The 18,044-nt window shown below is 73.4% G+C and carries 19 protein-coding genes and 1 pseudogene; 7 read left to right on the top strand and 13 right to left on the bottom strand.

Annotation, left to right across the window (positions count from 1 at the left end; genetic code table 11):
• Positions 1–129 precede the first annotated feature (129 nt).
• Positions 130–603 carry a hypothetical protein gene (locus IPT68_RS35165; RefSeq protein ID WP_373300638.1) on the bottom strand — a complete coding sequence of 158 codons (474 nt, stop codon included), beginning with the start codon at positions 601–603 and terminating at the stop codon, positions 130–132.
• Positions 603–1,838 carry a molybdopterin-dependent oxidoreductase gene (locus IPT68_RS33570; protein ID WP_228040089.1) on the bottom strand — a complete coding sequence of 412 codons (1,236 nt, stop codon included), beginning with the start codon at positions 1,836–1,838 and terminating at the stop codon, positions 603–605. The genes IPT68_RS35165 and IPT68_RS33570 overlap by 1 nt, the downstream gene beginning before the upstream one ends.
• A gap of 114 nt (positions 1,839–1,952) precedes the next feature.
• Between IPT68_RS33570 and IPT68_RS33565 the strand changes: the two genes are divergently transcribed.
• Positions 1,953–3,293, top strand: coding sequence for a hypothetical protein (locus tag IPT68_RS33565; RefSeq protein ID WP_189699354.1), 1,341 nt, complete (start codon positions 1,953–1,955; stop codon positions 3,291–3,293).
• Positions 3,294–3,315: 22 nt separating this feature from the next.
• Here IPT68_RS33565 and IPT68_RS33560 read toward each other — a convergent pair whose 3' ends face one another.
• The gene (locus tag IPT68_RS33560; RefSeq protein ID WP_189699355.1) at positions 3,316–4,110 is read right to left on the bottom strand and encodes an SDR family NAD(P)-dependent oxidoreductase; all 795 of its coding nucleotides are present in this window, start codon (positions 4,108–4,110) and stop codon (positions 3,316–3,318) included.
• 172 nt (positions 4,111–4,282) lie between these two features.
• Here IPT68_RS33560 and IPT68_RS33555 point away from each other — a divergent pair, with 172 nt between their 5' ends.
• From IPT68_RS33555 to tgmB, 4 genes are all read left to right on the top strand, one after another.
• Entirely contained in the window at positions 4,283–5,467 is a 1,185-nt protein-coding gene (locus IPT68_RS33555) for a hypothetical protein (protein ID WP_228040087.1), read from the top strand.
• Between the two features lie 740 nt (positions 5,468–6,207).
• Positions 6,208–6,522 (top strand): DUF1232 domain-containing protein, encoded by a 315-nt coding sequence (locus IPT68_RS33550; RefSeq protein WP_189699356.1) that lies wholly within the window; start codon positions 6,208–6,210, stop codon positions 6,520–6,522.
• A 314-nt stretch (positions 6,523–6,836) separates the two neighbouring features.
• Entirely contained in the window at positions 6,837–7,028 is a 192-nt protein-coding gene (gene tgmA / locus IPT68_RS33545) for a putative ATP-grasp-modified RiPP (RefSeq protein WP_189699357.1), read from the top strand.
• A gap of 16 nt (positions 7,029–7,044) precedes the next feature.
• Entirely contained in the window at positions 7,045–8,031 is a 987-nt protein-coding gene (gene tgmB / locus IPT68_RS33540) for an ATP-grasp ribosomal peptide maturase (RefSeq protein ID WP_189699358.1), read from the top strand.
• A 22-nt stretch (positions 8,032–8,053) separates the two neighbouring features.
• On the opposite strand, the gene IPT68_RS33535 is transcribed toward tgmB, so the two are convergent.
• The 3 genes and pseudogenes from IPT68_RS33535 to IPT68_RS33525 form a co-directional block, all read right to left on the bottom strand.
• Positions 8,054–8,296, bottom strand: coding sequence for a DUF5133 domain-containing protein (locus IPT68_RS33535; RefSeq protein ID WP_189699359.1), 243 nt, complete (start codon positions 8,294–8,296; stop codon positions 8,054–8,056).
• 250 nt (positions 8,297–8,546) lie between these two features.
• Positions 8,547–8,748, bottom strand: a pseudogene (locus IPT68_RS35160) (ABC transporter ATP-binding protein); the annotation flags it as partial.
• A complete protein-coding gene (locus IPT68_RS33525; RefSeq protein WP_189699361.1) occupies positions 8,745–9,284 on the bottom strand; it encodes a hypothetical protein in 540 nt (179 codons plus the stop codon). The pseudogene IPT68_RS35160 and the gene IPT68_RS33525, both read right to left, overlap by 4 nt.
• 207 nt (positions 9,285–9,491) lie before the next feature.
• On the opposite strand from IPT68_RS33525, the gene IPT68_RS33520 reads away from it, so the two are divergent.
• Positions 9,492–9,722 (top strand): DUF397 domain-containing protein, encoded by a 231-nt coding sequence (locus tag IPT68_RS33520; protein ID WP_189699362.1) that lies wholly within the window; start codon positions 9,492–9,494, stop codon positions 9,720–9,722.
• Positions 9,723–9,794: 72 nt separating this feature from the next.
• Positions 9,795–10,715: a helix-turn-helix domain-containing protein gene (locus IPT68_RS33515; protein ID WP_189699363.1), complete on the top strand. Its 921-nt coding sequence runs from the start codon at positions 9,795–9,797 to the stop codon at positions 10,713–10,715.
• Here the strand turns inward: IPT68_RS33515 and IPT68_RS33510 are convergent, their stop codons facing one another.
• The 7 genes from IPT68_RS33510 to IPT68_RS33480 all read right to left on the bottom strand — a co-directional run bounded on the left by IPT68_RS33510 (position 10,716) and on the right by IPT68_RS33480 (position 17,999).
• Entirely contained in the window at positions 10,716–11,540 is an 825-nt protein-coding gene (locus IPT68_RS33510; protein WP_189699364.1) for an SAM-dependent methyltransferase, read from the bottom strand.
• 203 nt (positions 11,541–11,743) lie between these two features.
• Positions 11,744–13,009: an ABC transporter substrate-binding protein gene (locus tag IPT68_RS33505; protein WP_189699365.1), complete on the bottom strand. Its 1,266-nt coding sequence runs from the start codon at positions 13,007–13,009 to the stop codon at positions 11,744–11,746.
• Positions 13,006–14,100: a branched-chain amino acid ABC transporter permease gene (locus tag IPT68_RS33500; protein WP_189699366.1), complete on the bottom strand. Its 1,095-nt coding sequence runs from the start codon at positions 14,098–14,100 to the stop codon at positions 13,006–13,008. Before IPT68_RS33500 ends, IPT68_RS33505 begins: the two co-directional genes overlap by 4 nt.
• Positions 14,093–14,989, bottom strand: coding sequence for a branched-chain amino acid ABC transporter permease (locus tag IPT68_RS33495; protein ID WP_189699367.1), 897 nt, complete (start codon positions 14,987–14,989; stop codon positions 14,093–14,095). Before IPT68_RS33495 ends, IPT68_RS33500 begins: the two co-directional genes overlap by 8 nt.
• Positions 14,986–15,783 (bottom strand): ABC transporter ATP-binding protein, encoded by a 798-nt coding sequence (locus IPT68_RS33490; RefSeq protein ID WP_189699368.1) that lies wholly within the window; start codon positions 15,781–15,783, stop codon positions 14,986–14,988. The genes IPT68_RS33495 and IPT68_RS33490 overlap by 4 nt, the downstream gene beginning before the upstream one ends.
• Positions 15,780–16,562, bottom strand: coding sequence for an ABC transporter ATP-binding protein (locus tag IPT68_RS33485; RefSeq protein WP_189699369.1), 783 nt, complete (start codon positions 16,560–16,562; stop codon positions 15,780–15,782). The genes IPT68_RS33490 and IPT68_RS33485 overlap by 4 nt, the downstream gene beginning before the upstream one ends.
• A 174-nt stretch (positions 16,563–16,736) precedes the next feature.
• Positions 16,737–17,999: a helix-turn-helix domain-containing protein gene (locus IPT68_RS33480; protein ID WP_189699370.1), complete on the bottom strand. Its 1,263-nt coding sequence runs from the start codon at positions 17,997–17,999 to the stop codon at positions 16,737–16,739.
• Positions 18,000–18,044 lie beyond the last annotated feature (45 nt).

Here is an 18,044-nt window from a genome sequence, read left to right as displayed (position 1 = left end):
CGTCGACGAACGCGTCCAGGTCCGTGTCACCGACGGGCGGGGCACGGCCGGAGCGCCCTTCCCGTGGGCCCGTCTCGGGACCCCGGCCCTGCTGCGGCACGCGCGCGAGCTGGACCTCGCCGTGGACGGTCAGTGGTCGGCCGGCGGCCGCTGCTTCGTCGCCCTGCGCACCCGCAGCGCCAGCAGCAGCGCCGAGCCGCCGAACAGGACGGCGGTGATCAGCAGCCAGCGGGCGAGGAACCCGTCCGCCGACAGCCCGGTGGCCAGCCGGTAGCGCTCGTCGACCTTCCCGCTGATGAGCGGGAACCACACGAGCAACAGCAGCCCGGACAGGGCGGCCGGGACCCGGACGTACCCGATCCACTCCCGTCGCCGCGCCGCGCCCAGCGCGCCCGTGAGCGCCCGGTCGGCCGCCGCGTACAGCGGCAGCAGCACCAGGTCGTGCAGCAGGGCCGCGCCCACGAACCAGAGCACGACCCCGAACCAGTCGCCCGCGAGGAGCCGTACGCCCGCGTATCCGGCGAGCGCGAACGAGCAGCCGAGCAGCAGCACTTGCAGCGGGCTGCCGACGAGGAGGCGCGGGCGGGTGCGGATGGGGCGCATCAGAGGTCTCCGAACGTCAGCCGTGCCACCCACTTGGTGTTGAGCACGCCCGGCGCGGCGGGCACGATGATCCGGGCCGGGTAGCCGTGGTCGAGGGTCAGCGGCTCGCCGTTGACGTCCAGGGCGAGCAGGGAGCGGGGGTCGGCCACCTGGTTGGCGCGCAGCGCGGCCCGCCGGAAGGCGCCGCGCCGCTGCAGCGACTCCACCAGGACGTCGACCGGGTCGTCGTGGCCGACCAGGGCGGCCAGGTCCCGCAGCCGCACGCCGCGCCACCACTGGTCGGACGTCGACCAGCCCTCCACGCAGGCGATCGGCAGCGCGGCGCTGTGCAGCGGCAGCCGCAGCAGCTCCTGACGGCCGAGGCGGACCACGCCCGTCCGTCCCGTGACGACGAGCCGCCAGGCGTCGCCGGCCGTCTCCCGGGTGGCGATCCCGGCGTACGCGGCCGTCTTGTTGATCTGGAAGCCGCCGGGACCGCTGCCCGGCTCCGGTCCGCCGTGCGGGGTCAACAGGGCCGTCCGTCGCAGCGGCCCGTCGAAGTTGCGGCCCACCGACGTCGCGAACAGCAGCAGTGAGGCGCCTCCGACCAGCCCGAACGCGCCCCTGCGTGACACGGTGGGCTCGGCCGGCCGCGGCGTCACCAGATCGCTCTCCTCGGGCTTCTCCGTCCGCAGCCGGCGCAGGTTGCGCAGGGCGGTCGGCAGTTTCAGGGCGACGTGCGCGACGAAGGCCGCGAAGAAGACCCAGGCGCCGTAGAAGTGCAGCGTGTAGAAGGAGCCCGGGAAGACGTAGTCCAGCTGCACGTTGAGCACGCCGGTCGTGAACTGGAACAGGGCCCCGCCGACCAGCAGGAGCAGTGAGATCCGCTCCAGCGCGTGCGCGAGCGAGCGGGCCGGCGGCAGCGTGAACAGCCTCGGCACGACCGACCACAGTTTGGCCAGCAGCACCGGGACGAGCGTGATCCCGAGGGTGACGTGGACGCCCTGGTTGAGCCGGTACAGCCAGTGCGGGCCCGTCGGCCAGGAGAACAGGTAGAAGCCGAGGATCCCCTTGTCCGGCGTCTGGTCGTTCACCGGCGACAGGTTCGGGTTGTAGGCGGCGTACGACAGCAGCCCGGTGACGAACAGCACCGTGACGCCGACCAGCAGCACCACGCCGAGCACGGCGGTGAACCGGGGGCCGCGCAGCGGGCTGCGCCAGAAGCCGGGCGAGGAGGGAAGCCGTTGGTCTCGCATGTCCTGACGGTAGGCCGGGACCGGCACGCGCGGCGCGCCGCGACCCATGACGAAACGCGGACATCGAGGCGCGGGACGCCCTGGCCGGGCCCGCGGCGGCCTAGCGTCCTGCGTGTGATCCGCTCCTCGCGTCCCCGTGACCTGATCGCCGCCCTGGCCGCCGTGCTGCTGTTCGTTGCGGCGGTGCTGGTCGGCCGCCGCCTCGAGGCCACCGACGGCACCCTGTTCGTCCGGTGGCCTCCCCTCCTCGCCTCCTGGGGACCGCACGTGGGGCCCGGCACCCCGGCCGCCGTGGTGGTGGCGGTCGCGGTGGTGGCGTACGGCCCCGGGCTCGCCGCCCGGCTGCCGTGGCCCGCGCTGCTCGCGGTGACCTGCGGGACCGCGCTGGCGTGGACGTGGTCGCTGGCGCTCGTCGACGGCTGGCACCGCGGCGTCGCCGAGCGGCTGACCACGCGCTACGAATATCTCCAGGTCGTCGACCGCTTCCACGACATCCCGGCGACGCTGCGGGACTTCACCCAGTACATCGTGATCCAGGGCCCCGACCACTGGCCCGCGCACGTCGCCGGTCATCCGCCGGCGGCCACCCTCACCTTCGTCCTGCTCGACCGGATCGGGCTGGGCGGCGGTGCCTGGGCGGGCGTCTGGTGCATCACCGTCGGCGCCACCGCCGTGGTGGCCGTGCTGGTGACGGTGCGGGCACTGGCCGCGGAGGGGCTCGCGCGGCGGGCGGCGCCGTTCCTGGCGCTGGCGCCGGGCGCGGTGTGGATGGGGACGTCGGCCGACGGGTACTTCGCGGCGGTGGCCGCCTGGGCGGTGGCGCTGTTCGCGCTCGCGGTGACCGGGCGACGGCCGCGGACCGCCGCGTTCGGGGCGGGACTGCTGTTCGGGCTGACCTGCTACCTGTCGTACGGGCTGACGCTGATCGGCCTGGTCGGGGCGGGCGTGCTGCTCCTCGGGCGGAACCGGCGGACGGCGCTGCTGCCTGCGGCGGCCGGGGTGCTCGTGGTGCCGCTGGCGTTCACCCTCGCCGGGTTCGACTACTGGGAGGCGTACCGCCTTTTGGTGGAGCGCTACAACCAAGGGGCCGGCGGGACCCGGCCGTACTGGTACTGGGTGTGGGCGAATCCGGCGTGCACGGTGCTCGTGGTGGGGCCGGCGACGGTGGCGGCGCTGGTCCGAGCGGGCGGGGCACTGCGGTGGCGGCGCGAGCGGGACGGCCGGCTGCTCGGCGCGCCCGAAGCCCGTCTCGCCGTCCTCCTCCTCGCGGCGCTCCTCGCCCTCCTCGCCGCCGATCTGTCCGGGATGAGCAAGGCGGAGACGGAGCGGATCTGGCTGCCGTTCGCCCTGTGGCTCCTGGCCGCCGGGGCCTTCCTGCCCCGCCCCCGCGTCTGGCTCGCCTCCCAGGCCGTGGTCGCTCTGCTCGTCAACCACCTGCTGTGGACGGGCTGGTGAGCGGCGTACGACGGGGCCGGCGTCAGGGCAGGATCGAGTCCACGTACCCGCCGTCGACCCGCACGGCCGCGCCCGTCGTGGCGGACGCCAGCGGAGAGCTCAGGTACACGACGAGGTTCGCGATCTCCTCGGGCTCGATCAGGCGCTGCAGCAGCGACTGCGGGCGGTGGTCCCGCATGAAGGCGCGCTGGGCCTCGTCCCAGGGCAGGTCGCGGTCGACCAGCTGGTAGACGAAGTCCTCGACGCCCTCGGTGTGCGTCGGACCGGCGATGACGGAGTTCACGGTGACGCCGCTGCCGGCGGCCTCCTTCGCGAACCCGCGGCTCACCGCGAGCAGCGCGGTCTTGGACATGCCGTAGTGGATCATCTCGGCGGGGATGACCACGGCGGAGTCGCTCGCGATGTTCAGCACCCGGCCCCAGCCCCGGTCGATCATCCCGGGGAGGTAGGAGCGGATCAGCCGGACCCCCGACAGGACGTTGATCTCGAAATAGCGGCGCCACTCGTCGTCGGTGATGTCCAGCGCGGGCGTAGGGCCGAAGATGCCGAGGTTGTTGACCAGGACGTCCACGTCGGGCAGGTCGTTGACGGCACGGGCGGCGCCCTCCTCCGTGCCCAGGTCGGCGGCGACGGCCACGAAGTCACCGTCCGGTGCCTCCGCCCGCAGTTTCCCGACGCTCCTTTCGAGGCGTTCGGCGTCACGTCCGTTGACGCCCACGCGGGCGCCGGCACGGGCCAGCCCCACCGCGATCGCCGCTCCGATGCCCTGGGAGGAGCCTGTCACCAGCGCGGTTCGCCCGCCGAGGTCCACGTTCACGGGTACTCCCTTTCCGCCGTACGATCGGCCGATGTCCTCCTGCCCACCATCGCCGACCCTGCACCTGAGCGCAGGCGGACCGCCCCCTCGCCGGGTGACCCCCGGGTGATCACCAACCGTCCGCGGTGACGATACTGGCAGTCGCACGTCGCCCCCGTTCACAGATGGACTCATGCCGACCTCCACCTCCGCCCGCCCCATGACTCCCCCCACGGTGTGGCTGGCTCGCGGCCACTACGCCGGGCCCGCCCCGGAAGACGTACTCCGGCGGCATGTGCAGCAGCTCAAGGACAGAGGGGTGATCCGCGACTGGCTGGAGCTGCCCGCCGCCGAGGACGCGCCGGAACGGGTCTACGAGGCGCGCTGGGAGACCGGCGAGGCGGTGACCGTGCGGGCCAGACTGTCGCTGGCCCGGGGCCGTGCCGGGCAGCGCGAGTGGGTGCTGGCGGCGGAGGCGGAGGCGGTGTGGGACCCGCGGTGGCCGTCGCCCGTGAGCATGTTCTGGCCGGACGAGCCCGACGCGACCTGGGACCACGAGGCGGAGACGGGCGCGGAGCTGAGGTTCCGGGACGTCAACCCGCTGCCGCCGGACGACAAGGAGCTGCGGCGCGTCCTCAGGGACGCGGCGCGCAGCGGGTGGTCCGTCCACTTCGTCGTCCACGAGGCCATGACTCCGGACGCGCGCGGACGGCTGCCGCTGGCCCGGCTGCTGCCGCCGGGGCTGCGCCACCGAGTGGTGGAGCACCGGGCCGCGCCGCACCAGCTGCGAGCCGTGAACTGGGCGCTGCGGGACTCGGGGGTGCAGGTGCCGCGCGGCGGCGCCGTGGTGCTGCCCGGCGCGCCGGCCCCCGAGGGGTACGACGGGGACGCCTTCGCCGTGCGGAGCGTCTTCCTGGACGGCTCGGAACCGGCCGAGCTGATCGAGGCGCTGAGCCGGTTCGCCGCCTCCGCGCGGGCGCTGCCGGACGGGGCCGAGGCGGTGCTGACCGCGCTGCGGGAGGACTGGCACCTGCTGACGCTGGAGGAGGAGCTGGCCCGCGAGCGGGCGCTCGTGAAGATGTACGCCGAGGCGCTGGAGGCCATGACCCGCTCCAGGGACCTGTACCGGGAGGCGGCCGAACGCGCCCACGAGGCGCTGACCGCCTACCGCGAGTCCGCCGCCGCCCTGCCCGAGCCGCCCGCGCGCGAACAGGCGCAGGAGGCGCCCGCCGGATCGCCGCTCCAGCAGCTGACGCGCACCCTGGAGCGCCTCAAGGTCGGCGGCAGGGCGCGGCGCCCGCGTGAGGAGCAGGCCTTCGGCGCCGGGCACGGGCAGAACGGCCCCGGGGACGCGGACGGCGACGCCCCGACCGACTGAACGGCCGCAGCCCGGGCGCACCCCGTCGGCCGAACGGCCGCACCCGGCCGCGTGCCCGGCCACACCCTGCTGGCTGAACAGCCGCACCCCGGTCGGCTGAACAGCCGCACTCCGGCCGGGTACACGGCCGCACCCGACCGCCGAACGGCCACACCCCGAGCAGCCGAACGGCCACACCCCGGCCGAGTACACGGCCGCACCCGACCGCCGAACGGCCACACCCCGACCGGCCGAACGGCCACACCCCGACCAAATACACGGCCGCACCCGACCGCCGAACGGCCACACCCCGAGCAGCCGAACCGCCGCAACCGACCGGGTACACGGCCGCACCCGACCGCCGAACGGCCACACCCCGACCAGCCGAACGGCCACACCCCGACCAAGTACACGGCCGCACCCGGCCGCCGAACGGCCACACCCCGAGCAGCCGAACGGCGACACCCCGGCCGAGTACACGGCCGCACCCGGCCGGCCGAACGGCCGCAATCGACGGGCGCCGGCCCAATGCGCCGGGCGCGAGCGACGGCGCCCGGCGCACGGGAGCGGCGCGCCGTACGTCGCGCGACCCCCTCTCGGCCGCCCCGTTCCTCGCGTTCACCGGTGTCGGCCCAGGCGCAGCCGTGTCGGGGCCGGATGTGCCGAGGGGCACAAACGCCGCAACGGAGGCAATACAGGAGCCGTATCAGGGAATCCAAGAAGGGCACGCGCGTAGCCGTGCACCGGACCGAGGAGGGCCCGTGGACTCCACCACAGCAGTGCTCGCCGTCGTCGCCGTCGTCGCGGCGCTCCTGCTCGCCACGGCCGTCGGGCTGCTGGTACGGCTGGTACGGGCCCGGCGCGGACTGCGGCGGGCCGGACTGCCGACCGGGCCACGCTGGGTGTTCTGGGGCGCCGTGGCGTACTTCGCACTGCCGGCCGATCTGTTGCCCGATCCGGTGTACCTCGACGACATCGGCGTGCTCCTGCTGGCTCTGCGCACCCTGCGCGCCCCCCTTGCCGTACGGCCGCACCGCACCCCCGCCGAGGTCGGCCACCCCCGCGATCCCGCCTGACGTTCCGGACGGATCACCCCACTTCGCACCATCACCCGGCCACGCGGCCCGGTCCGCGCGCCCCCGCGACCGCCATATGCGCCCCGCCGCCGCTCCAGGTGCGCGGCCCGCGACTCCACGACCAGTCAACCGACCGACTCCGTCGGCCGTCTCAGGTTCAGAGCGACCAACTCGCCCGCGATCACGGAGCGTAAGGAAACCAACCACCCGTTCGATTCGTATAAGTCCATGGAAGCCCCGGACTTCGAGCGGGAGACGCCACCGCACACGGCAGGCCGACGGCCTGACCGGGGCAGCACCGAGAGGGAGAGACGATGCAACCGTTCGCGCTCAACTACGCACGCCCGGTGGCGGAGTTGGACGTCGCCACGCCCTACGCGTACGACCCCGGCCTGCAGTTGAACGTGCTGTTCGACGGGCGGATCGCCGCCACGGACCTCGCGCTGATCAGAGAGCTGGGGACGACGACCTCCACCGCCGGCTCGAAGACGCACTTCGACGACTGAACCCGGGCCGTCGACGATGACCGTACTGATCCTGACCAACGACGAGGACGTCACGGCGGACATGGTGGTGGTCCACCTGAACGCCTCCGGGGTTCCGGTGGTCCGCCTCGATCCCGCCGATCTGATCACCGGCGCCGCCCTGTCGGGCGAGTACGTGCACGGCACGTTCCGCGGGCACCTGTGGTCCGCGGGGCGGCTGGTCGGCATGGACGGACTGCGCTCCGTGTGGGTGCGCCGGCCGGGGGCTCCGGCCACGCGGGTGACCGAGCCCTCCGCGTGGCTGACGGAGGAGTCCTCCCAGGCGCTGTACGGCATGCTGCGCAGCTCCGGCGCACGCTGGATGAACCACCCGGACGCGGCCCGCCGGGCCCGGCACAAGCCGTGGCAGCTGCGGCTCGCCCAGGGCTGCGGGCTGCCGGTGCCCGCCACGCTGATCACCACGTTCCCGCAGGCGGCGCGGGACTTCGCCGAGCGCTTCCCCGACCTGGTCGTCAAACCCGTCTCGGGCGCCCATCCGCAGGAACCGCCGCGGGCGGTGCCGACCAGCCGGGTGGCGCCGGACGCCGATTTCACCGCGGTCGCCTTCGGGCCGACGCTGTTGCAGCGACGCATCGCCAAGCGGGCCGACATCCGGCTCACCGCCGTCGGCGAGCGGCTGCTGGCCGCCCGCAAGCCGACCGCGTCCGACGCCGACCCCGACGAGGTGGACGTCCGCTTCGCCGCGGACCGGACGCCGTGGCGGTGCGCGGACGTGCCGCCGCGGGTCGCCGAGGGCGTGCGGCGCTATCTACGGGAGGCGGAACTGGCCTACGGCGCCTTCGACTTCGTGGAGGACGCGGACGGGACGTGGTGGTTCCTGGAGTGCAACCAGTCCGGGCAGTTCGGCTTCGTCGAGGCCGACACGGGCCAGCCGATCGCCCTGACCATCGCCGAATGGCTGGCGAGACCCGCCGCCGCGGACGAGCGGCGGCGGGTCAACGGCACCACGACGACCGTGCAGTGACGGTCGTGAGCGGAACGGCTCGTCAGACGGCCAGCGACAGTCCGCTCTCCCCGTCCGGGTCCGTGGGGCGCCCTTGAGTCAGCAGGGCGTCCGCCTTGGCGATCGCGTCATGGATGCTGGTCGCGCCCATCATCACGCACAGTGTGTAACTGACGTCCTCCAACTCCCGTGCCGTCGTCGACGTCTCACTCTCCGCCTGAGCGATGCGCAGCGATGCGTACCTGGTCAGCAGCTTCCTGACGACCTTCGGGTCCGGAACAAGCACGGGGCGCCCCTCTCTCGACTTTTGCGCACCGTATGCCCCCGGGGAGCCGGTCCATTCACCTCAACGGGCCCGTGGCACCCAATTGACGCAATACCGTTGCCTAACGGGACAGTCCCGCTTGCGCGCCGTACACCCCTCAGGCCACCTGGCCGCTGTGCAGCGCCGCGTACGCCCCGCCGCGGCGCAGCAGCTCCTCGTGGCGGCCGACCTCCTGGATCCGGCCGTCCGCCATCACCACGATCCGGTCCGCGCCGCGCACGGTGGACAGCCGGTGAGCCCTCAGCAGGCGGCGCAGGGTGCCGTCCATGCGGTGCAGTGCCTTGCCCTCCAGTCCGTGCGCGCGGGTGACCGGGATGAGCCGGGTCATCTCCGTGACCCGGGACGACGAAGTCTCGACCTCGTGCCGGAAGTGCTCGTTTGTGGGTGCGCAGCCGGGCCCTGAGCCGGGCTACTCGCCGAGCGAGCGGGCGAGTTCGGCGCAGGCGCGGGTGATCTCGGTGTCCCCCTCGGCCATCAGCTGCCGCAGGGCGCCCCTGCGGGAGTGGACGGCGCGACGGGCGGCGCGCTCCCAGACGACGTGGTTCTCGCGGTGGTTGAGAAGCTTGGGGTAGGCCGTCGCCGTGTGCTCCCACTGGCGGGCGTCGGCGATGCTCTTGAGCAGCTCGATGATCCGGGCTCGGCAGGTCACCCGAGGGGCCTGGGCGAGCTCCCACAGGAACGGCACGGTGACGGCCGTGGCCTGCTCCACCACGAAGCCGTACTGGCAGATGCGGTCCCGCAGTTCGCCCAGCGCGCGGTCCGCGGCCTCCGGGCCGCCCCACGCGATGGTGTCGAGCAGCAGCGGGATGGCGGCCGCGGAGCCGGTGGAGTCCCGGATCTCCCGCCACGGCACCTCGCCCAGCGTCCGGAGCGGCGCGGCCGCGCCGCCCGGCCGCTTCCCGCGGTCGGTGCGCTCGTTGCTCGGCTGTCCCGTCGAAGCGGTACGCATGGCGTCGGGCCTTTCCGCTGCGGTCATGTCGGACGGGGAGCAGGCCCAGGACCTGCTCCTTTCCCTGATGCGACGTCATGATCCAGCGTCAGGCGAAGGGTTGACGCCACGGTTATTATCCACGACGTCAACGCCCGCGTGCAATTGCACGAGAAATTGCGCGAGAATCGGGTAGGGAAGCAGCACTGTGAACTGAGGGAGGTCGCGATGCCAGTGATGCCGAACGGAGTGCGGGCGAGTTCGCTGGACGCCCGCTGGATCAAGAGCCGGCACAGCAACGCCGAGGGCAACTGCGTCGAAGTCGCCACACTGGTGGACGGCGGTGTCGCGATGCGCAACTCCCGCGACCCCGACGGGCCGGCGCTCGTGTACACGGCGGCCGAGGTGGCGGCGTTCGTGGCCGGCGCCAAGGAGGGCGAGTTCGACCACCTGCTGTGAGGGTCCGCCTGCTGCGGTCCGGCGAAGTGCGGTAGCGTGAGGGATACTTCTGCCGGTCCGCAGGGAGCCAGGATGTCCGCCCAGTCACAGCGCATCTCCCGCCTCCGACCCTATCTCGACCGGGCGGAGCCCGCTCCGACTCTGCTCAAGATGCTGGTCGGCGTGCAGTTGGCGGGTTTCCGGGAGGACGCCGGCCTCGCCCAGGACCAGGCCGCGCGCGCCCTGGGGTTCAGCCCGGCGAAGCTGTCGCGCATCGAGGCGGGCAAGGGGCGCAGGCCGCCGACCGAGGCCGACGTCCAGGCGCTGCTGAAGCTGTACGGCGCGGACGAGTACGACGCGTCGGTGCTGCTCCAGCTGCTGCGGCGGGCCGGGGAGCCCGGCTGGTGGCAGCGGTACGACAAGCGGCTCATGCCCGAGTGGTTCGACCGGCTGGTGGGGTTGCAGGAGGCGGCCGCCTCGATCCGCACCTTCGAGATCCAGTACGTGCCCGGGCTGCTCCAGACGCCGGACTACGCCAGGGCGGTCGTGGAGCGCGGGCTGCCGATCGCGCCGCCGCACGAGGTACGGCGCCGGGTCGAACTGCGCGCCAAACGCGCCGAGTTGCTGTCGCGGCCGGACGCGCCCCAGCTGTGGGCGATCATCGACGAGTCCGTGCTGTTGCGGGTACTGGGCAGCCGGGCGGTGATGCGCGAGCAGCTCGCGCACCTGATGGAGATGGCCCGGCGGCCCCATGTCACCGTGCAGATCGTGCCGCTGGACGTGACCAACGCGTCCGCGCCGTCCATCCCGATCACCTATCTCCGCTTCGACGGCCTCGACCTGCCGGACGTCGTGTACCTGGAGCACATCAGGAGCGCGAACTTCCTGGAGGACCGGGACGAGACGGAGGAGTACCGCGTCGCCCTGGACCGGTTGGCGGACGAGGCGCTCACTCCGCGTGAGTCGCTGGCGCTGCTGCGAGAGACGATCGAGGGGCGCTACCCGCAGGAGTGACTACACGACCGGGATGCGGGCCACGCCGCCGAACTCGATCCACTCGTGCGTGAGCTGACGGGGCGCCACATCCGTGTCCGGACGCCAGGTGGACACCTCCACCAGTCCCGGTTCCAGGATCTCCAGGCCGTCGAACAGCTCGGCCACGTCCTTCTCCTGACGGACCCGGCCCCAGTGTCCCTGCGTGACCTGGTCCATGAAGTTGGTGACGAAGTCACGGACCTCGGCGTCCTCGCTGACCAGCTGGCACATCAGCAGGAAGCTGCCCGGGGCGAGCCGCTCGCGCACGCGCTGGACCACGGCCTGCGGTCCGTCGGTGTCGCTGTCCGGGATGCAGTGGAAGACCGAGTTGAACAGCACGGCGACCGGCTGGGAGAAGTCGATCAGGCGCTCGGTGTCGGGGTGCGAGAAGATCGCGTCCGTGTCCCGCATGTCGGCGTGGATCACGCAGGTGCGCTCGTCCTGCTCCAGCAGCGCCCGGCCGTGCACCAGCACCATGGGGTCGTTGTCGACGTAGACGACGTGCGCGGTGGGGTCGTGGCGCTGGGCGACCTGGTGGACGTTGTCCTGGGTGGGCAGGCCGGAGCCGTGGTCGAGGAACTGGCGGATGCCGTGCTCGGCCGCGAGGGTCCGTACGACGCGCTGCATGAAGCGGCGGTTGTTGACGGCCAGTCGGCGCGTGCTGGGGACGACCTTGTCGAGCTCCTCGCAGGCCGCCCGGTCCGCGGCGTAGTTGTCCTTGCCGCCGAGGTAGTAGTCGTACATCCGGGCAGCCGTCGGGACGTTGGCGTCGATCTCCTTGGACAGTGGCTTGTCGGTGTGCATCGAACCCCCTGTATCGCGCCGAGCGCCAACTCGACTGGCCTCACAGGGAGTACATCCTAGGGATGCGGTGACGGACGGTGCCAGTCCGTGTGCGAAAGAGGGGGCGGTCCGAAGCCCCACGCCACCCCCCGGGCGGGCGGGGCACCGGGACCGCCGGGCCCAGCAGGCGTTGCACACCCTGCTGGGCCCACGGTCCGTCCGGCTCAGCTGCCGCTGGACGCGAGGTACTCCGCCACTCCGGGCGCCTCGTGGGCGTCCTCCGCGATCACCAGGGCGCCCACGGCCTTGGCGTCGGGGCGCAGGACGTAGGTGGCGAGGCTCGCCGGGCGGTCGACGTCCGAGAAGTTCTGCGGGGTGCCGAGGCCGGTGTCGGCGTTCTTCTGGGAGCGATGGGCCTTGACGACGTCCTCGCGGGCGAGGCTGCCGGCCGCGCACGCCTTCTTCAGGTCGGCGCCCATGAGCTGGGCCGCGTTGTAGCCGGACAGCACGCCGGAGTCGACCAGGGACCCGGGGTACTTCTTCTGGTACGCGGCCACCATCCGCTGGACGCCCGGCAGGTCGGAGCTGACGGCCGGGGCGGCGCTCACCACGTGCAGCATGGCCTCGAGCGCCTTGGCCGCGGGCGTCTTCATCAGCTGGGGCGCGTAGCCCGGCGCGCTGCTGACGATCGGCACGCGCAGGCCCCGGGACGCCGCCACACCGGCCAGTGAGGCGGTCTGGGCGGGGCCGGCGCTGACCAGCACGGCCTTCACCCCGGCCGCGCGCAGCGCCGACACCTGGGCCGTGAGGTCGGTGTCCGTGGCCTTGATCTTCTGGCCGGTGACCGTCATCCCGGCGCGCTCGGCCGCCCAGGTGGAGCCCTGCAGCGCGTTGGCGCCGTAGTCGCCCTCGAAGTAGACGTGCCCTATCTTGTCGCCCTTCTTCAGGCCCTTGGTGCGGGTCAGGAAGTCCACGGCGGCGATCATGTCGACGTCGTACGTGGTGCCGAGGACCTGGACGGAGTCCTTGCCGAGCAGGGAGGCCGCCCAGGCCTGCGGGAAGGTCAGCATGCTGTCCTGCTCGATGTCGTCGATCAGGGCGGCGACCACGGGCGATCCGATGACCTGGGGCAGCGCCACGACGTCCGCGGAGATGTCGGCGTAGGCGGTGACCGCCTTCTGCACGTCGTAGCCGTGGTCCTCGACGACGATCTCGACCTTGCGGCCGCAGATCCCGCCGTCCGCGTTGGTCTCGTCGGCCCACATCTGCTGGGCCTGCACGATGCTCTTGCCAAGGGTGGCGTAGGGGCCGGTCAGGTCGGTCAGGGCGCCCAGCCGGACGGACGTGTCGGTGACTCCCGGGCCGGACTTGACGCCGTCGGCGCCGTCGCCGGTGTTCTTGCCGTCCGCCTTGGAGCTGCAGCCCGTGGCGAGCAGCAGTGCCGACAGGGCCGAGGCGAGGAGGATCCTGGTGGGGTGGGTGACGTTCACGGGGTGTGCTCCTTGGCTCGTACGGCGGTTGCGGGTGGGGCGAGGGTGAGCCGGCGGCGCAGGCGGACACGCAGGCGTGCGGCCAGGCCGCGCAGGCCGTCGGGGGCGTACAGCAGGATCAGGACGATCGCCGCGCCGTAGAGGTAGCGGGCCGCCTCGGTGGGGCCCACCGTTCCCCCGGCGGACCCCGGTGCGGCGACCAGCGGCAGATGGTCGGCGTAACGGGTCATCAGCAGCGGCAGCGCCGTGACGAAGACGGCTCCGGCGGTGGCGCCGGCCACCGAGCCGAGGCCGCCGATGACGATCATGGCGAGGTAGTCGACCGAGAGGACGAGACCGAAGTAGTCGGGCACGATGCGGCGGAAGGCGAGGGCGAGCAGGGCGCCCGCCAGGCCCGCGTACATCGAGGAGACGACGAACGCCGCCGACCGGTAGCGGGCCACGTCGACGCCCATCACCGCGGCCGCTGTCTCGCTGTCGCGCAGGGCCACCAGCGCCCGTCCGGGGCGCCCGCGGAGCATCCCGCGCGCGGTGAACCAGGTCAGGGTGAACAGCGCGAGCCCCAGATACCACAGGCGTTCCTCGGCGCCGAACGGCACGCCCAGCAGCACGAGTTCGGGGTCGCCGTCCGCGAAGGTGAACCCGCCGAGACTGAGCGGCGGCACCGACCGGCCGTTGAAACCGCCGGTCACGGAGTCCGCAGTGAGCAGGACGTGGTGGCCGAGGAAGACGAGGGCGAGGGTGGCGACGCCGAGGTAGATGCCGCGCACCCGGCCCGCGACGGGGCTGAACAGCCCGCCCGCGACACCCGCGAGCAGCACCGCGAGCACGAGGGCGAGCGCCGGGGGCAGTCCGGGGCCCGGCTCGCCGGCCAGCCACGCGTAGCCGTACGCGCCGACGGCGAGGAAGAAGGCGTGCCCGAGGGAGAGCTGGCCCGCGGTGCCGGCCAGCAGGTTGAGGCCGACGGCACCGATCGCCGCCGCCATGGCGAACACGCCGATGCGCAGCCAGAACGCGTCCAGGTAGAAGGGCAGCGCGCACAGCAGGAGGACGGGCAGCGCGAACCTGCCCCACTTCACGAGGTCAGACACGGACCGCTCCCTTCGCGCCGAACAGGCCCGTGGGCCGCACCAGCAGCACCAGGACCATCACGGCGTACGGGGCGACGTCCGCGAAGCCCTCGCCCAGGACGTGCAGGTCGGACTGGTATCCGGCGACGAGCGCCTCGGTCAGGCCGATCAGCAGGCTGCCGGCCAGGGCCCCGGCGGGTGAGGCCATGCCACCGAGGACCGCCGCCGGGAACGCCTTGAGGGCGATCTGCCCGGTGGTGCGTTCCAGGCCGGGAGCCGGGAACGCGGCGAGGAACACCGCGGCGAGCGCGGCCAGCCCGCCCGCCAGGCACCAGGCGATCATGCGGACGCGGGTCAGCCGTACGCCCATCAGCGAGGCCGCCTCCACGTCCTCCGCCGCCGCGCGCAGCGACAGTCCCCAGGAGGTGTACCGGAAGAGGGCGAAGACCGCGCCGATGACGACCGCGGAGACGACGATCGCGGCGAGCCGGCTGTCGGCGACGGTCACCGGGCCGAGTTCGCGCACCGAGTCGCCCCAGGGGTCGCCGAGGGAGAGCAGGTCGCCGCCGATGCGCCGGGCCAGGTCGGTGAGCAGGACGATGTCGACGCCGATGGTCGCGATGGTCGCCACGTGCGCGGCCCGCGGGTCCTGGCCGATGCGCTGGAGCAGCAGCCGGTCCACGGCTCCGGCCACGGCCGCCGTGACGAGCACGGCGAGTGCGAGGGCGCCCGCGAAACCGAGGTCGTCGTGGAGTACGGCGGTGAGGTAGCCGCCGAGCAGCAGCAGGGAGCCGTGGGCGAAGCTGAGCACGCCCGAGGCCTTGAAGATGACCACGAAGCCCAGGGCGACCAGGGCGTAGACCGCGCCGAGGGCGAGGCCGCCGAGGACGTGGTCGAGCAGTCCGGTCATGCCGCGCCCTCCTCGGGGGTGCCGGTGCCGAGGTAGGCCCGCAGCACCTCGGGGTCGCGCTGGACGTCCTCGGGGCTGCCGTGGGCGATGCGGCGGCCGAAGTCGAGGACGGTGACCTCGTCGGCGAGCCGCATCACCAGGCCCATGTCGTGCTCCACGAGCAGCACGGACAGGCCGAGGTGGGCCCGTACGTCCCGGACCACCTCGGCGGTGCGGGCGCGTTCGGCGGCGTTCATGCCGGCCACCGGCTCGTCGAGGAGCAGCACGCGCGGTTCCAGGCAGAGGGCGCGGGCGAACTCCACGCGCTTGCGGTCGCCGTACGACAGCGCCGCGACGGGTGTGTCGAAGTGCGCGTCCAGGCCGACGAGTTCGGCGATCTCGCGGCAGCGGGCGCGGTGTTCGCGCTGTTCGCGCACGGCCGTGGGCAGGCGCAGCGCGCTGGCGGCGAAACCGGCCCGGGACAGGGCGTGCCGGCCGAGCAGCAGGTTGTCGGCGACCGTGCCGTCGGTGGTGACGATGTTCTGGAACGTGCGGGCCACGCCGAGCGCGGCGATCCGGTGCGGGGCGAGCCGGGTCAGCTCGGTGCCGCCGAGCCGGACGGTGCCGGTGGCGGGACGGCACAGGCCCGACAGGACGTTGAAGCAGGTGGACTTGCCCGCCCCGTTGGGGCCGATGAGGGCGTGCACCGAGCCCGGCGCGACGGTGAGGGAGAGGCCGTCGAGGGCGGTGAGACCGGCGAAGCGGACGGTGACGTCGTGCACGTCGAGGGTGGGCGGGTCGGTACGGGCGGTCACGCGGCCCCCTGATCGTCGGCGGTCTCGCCGAGGTAGAGGCGGCGCACCGCGTCCGTGCGCGCGAGTTCCTCCGCGGGGCCGGACAGGCGCACCTCGCCGACCTCCAGGACGTGCGCGTGGTCCGCCAGTGACAGCGCCATGCCGGCGTTCTGTTCGACCAGCAGGACGGCGGTGCCCTGGGCGTTGATCTCGCGGATCACCTCGGCGATCCGTTCCACCATGAGCGGGGCCAGGCCGAGGGACGGCTCGTCCAGCAGGAGCAGGCGCGGGGCGGCCATCAGGGCGCGGCCGATGGCCAGCATCTGCTGTTCCCCTCCGGACAGCAGACCGGCGGCCTGGCCGGTGCGTTCGGCGAGCCTCGGGAAGAGCGCGAACACGCGGTCGCGGGCCTCCCGTACCAGCGCCGGGCTGCGCCGGCCGAGGCCCAGGCCGCCCGCGCGCAGGTTCTCGTCGACGGTGAGCCCGGCGAACACCCGCCTGCCCTCGGGAACCTGGACGACCCCGGCGCGTACGGCCGCGACCGGGTCCTGGCCGTCGAGCGCGGTGTCGCCGTAGCGGATACGGCCGGCGGTGACCGCGCCGCGGTGCAGGCGCAGGGTCCCGGACACCGCCCGCAGCAGCGTCGACTTGCCCGCGCCGTTGGCGCCGAGCAGGGCGACGACCGCGCCGGGCGGGACCGTCAGGGAGACCTGGCGGAGGGCGGACAGGGCGCGGCCGTACGTCACGTCGAGCTCCTCGACGCGCAGTACGGCCTGGCCGTCCGGTGGTGCTTCGGGCATCACGACTCCTCGGATCCGCGCCGGACCGGCGCGGGCTTCGGGGAAAAGGGGTGCCTCACGACAGCACGGGTGGCGAGAGCGGTACAGGCTTGGGGGCGCGGTCGGGGCGGGGTCCCAAGCAGGTGGTGACGGCGTTGTGCACCTGCCCAGGGGGAGGCCGCCCCGGGGGACGGCTCAGCGGCCGAGCAGCCGACGCGCGGTGAGCGCCAGGCTGATCTCCACCAGGTCGGACGGCCGGGACAGGGAACGGCCCGTCAGTTGTTCGAAGCGGCGGATGCGGTTGAGGACGGTGTTGCGGTGGCAGTACAGCCGCCGGCCCGCCCGCTGCGCCGAGCCGTCGCAGTCCAGCCAGGCCCTGAGGGTGTCCAGCAGGACGTCACGGTCGGCGGGTTCCAGACCGGACAGCGGGCCGAGGACCTGGTCGGCGAGGGCGGTGCCGAGTTCCGGGCCGGCGATGACCAGCGCGGCGGGAAGGTGTTCGGCCAGCCGGACCGTGCCGCCCTCGTCGGGGCATATCCGCAGCGCTGTGTCGGCGAGTCGACGGGCGTCTCCGACCGCGGCCAGTCCCTCGACGGCCCCGCCGACGCCGATGCGGACGCCCGCGTGCGGGAAGGCGGGATCCGGAAGGTCGCCCTCCAGCAGGACTATGCCGTAGTCCACGTCCGCGCCCGTGTGCCAGTGCACGCGCACACCGTCGAAGGCGGCCGCCGTGCGGGCCCGCGCGCACTCCTCGGCCGTGCCGCCCGCCACGGCGACGACGACGTACCGCCCCCGCTCCGGCAGTTCCAGCACCCGGGCGGCCTCGGGCAGGTCGGCGATGCGGGCGGCGCCGTCGAGCAGCGCGGCGGTCAGCAGCCGCACCCGGTTCTCACGCCGCCAGGTCAACTGCCGCTCCGTCTGCCGGTAGGCGTCGGCGACGAGGGTGCAGTGCTCGTCGACGAAGTTCCACACGTCGGACGCCACATGCACCAGAAGTCGTACGTCCTCCGGTGCCGTGCGGGAGGTCTCCTCCACGAGGCTCTGCCACACCAGGGACCCGCCCAGCCGGAAGGCGTGCAGCAACGCGTCGAGCGGGAGGCCTTGTTCGGCGCGGGTGGCGCCGATCCGCCAGGTGCAGCGGCGGGCGGCGTCCCGGGTGCCGCGCGGGTCGAGCAGGGACGCCACGCTGTGCCGCAGCGAGCGCTGGACCTCCTGCCAGGTCGTGGCGGGATCGTTCTCCATGGCCGCCCGATAGGCCGGTTCGTGGTCCTGCAGGACGGCCACGAGCCGGTCGGTCAGCTCGGGCAGGTCGGCCAGCAGGACGCGGGCCGCGCGGTGCAGGACGCGCAGGGCGTCGGCGTCGATCAGGGACCGGCCGGGCCGCGTCCGCGGCTGCGGCTGCGGTGCGGCTCCCGGTGCGGTGCGGAACGCCGTGCGTGGCCGAAGGGCTTGCTGCATCGCGGTTTCCCCCCAGGGTCGATGGCCCGACGGCGCACGCGCGGA

Source organism: Streptomyces chromofuscus (assembly GCF_015160875.1).
GTDB classification, from domain to species: Bacteria; Actinomycetota; Actinomycetes; order Streptomycetales; family Streptomycetaceae; genus Streptomyces; species Streptomyces chromofuscus.
This window is presented reverse-complemented; position numbering and strand designations above follow the sequence as displayed.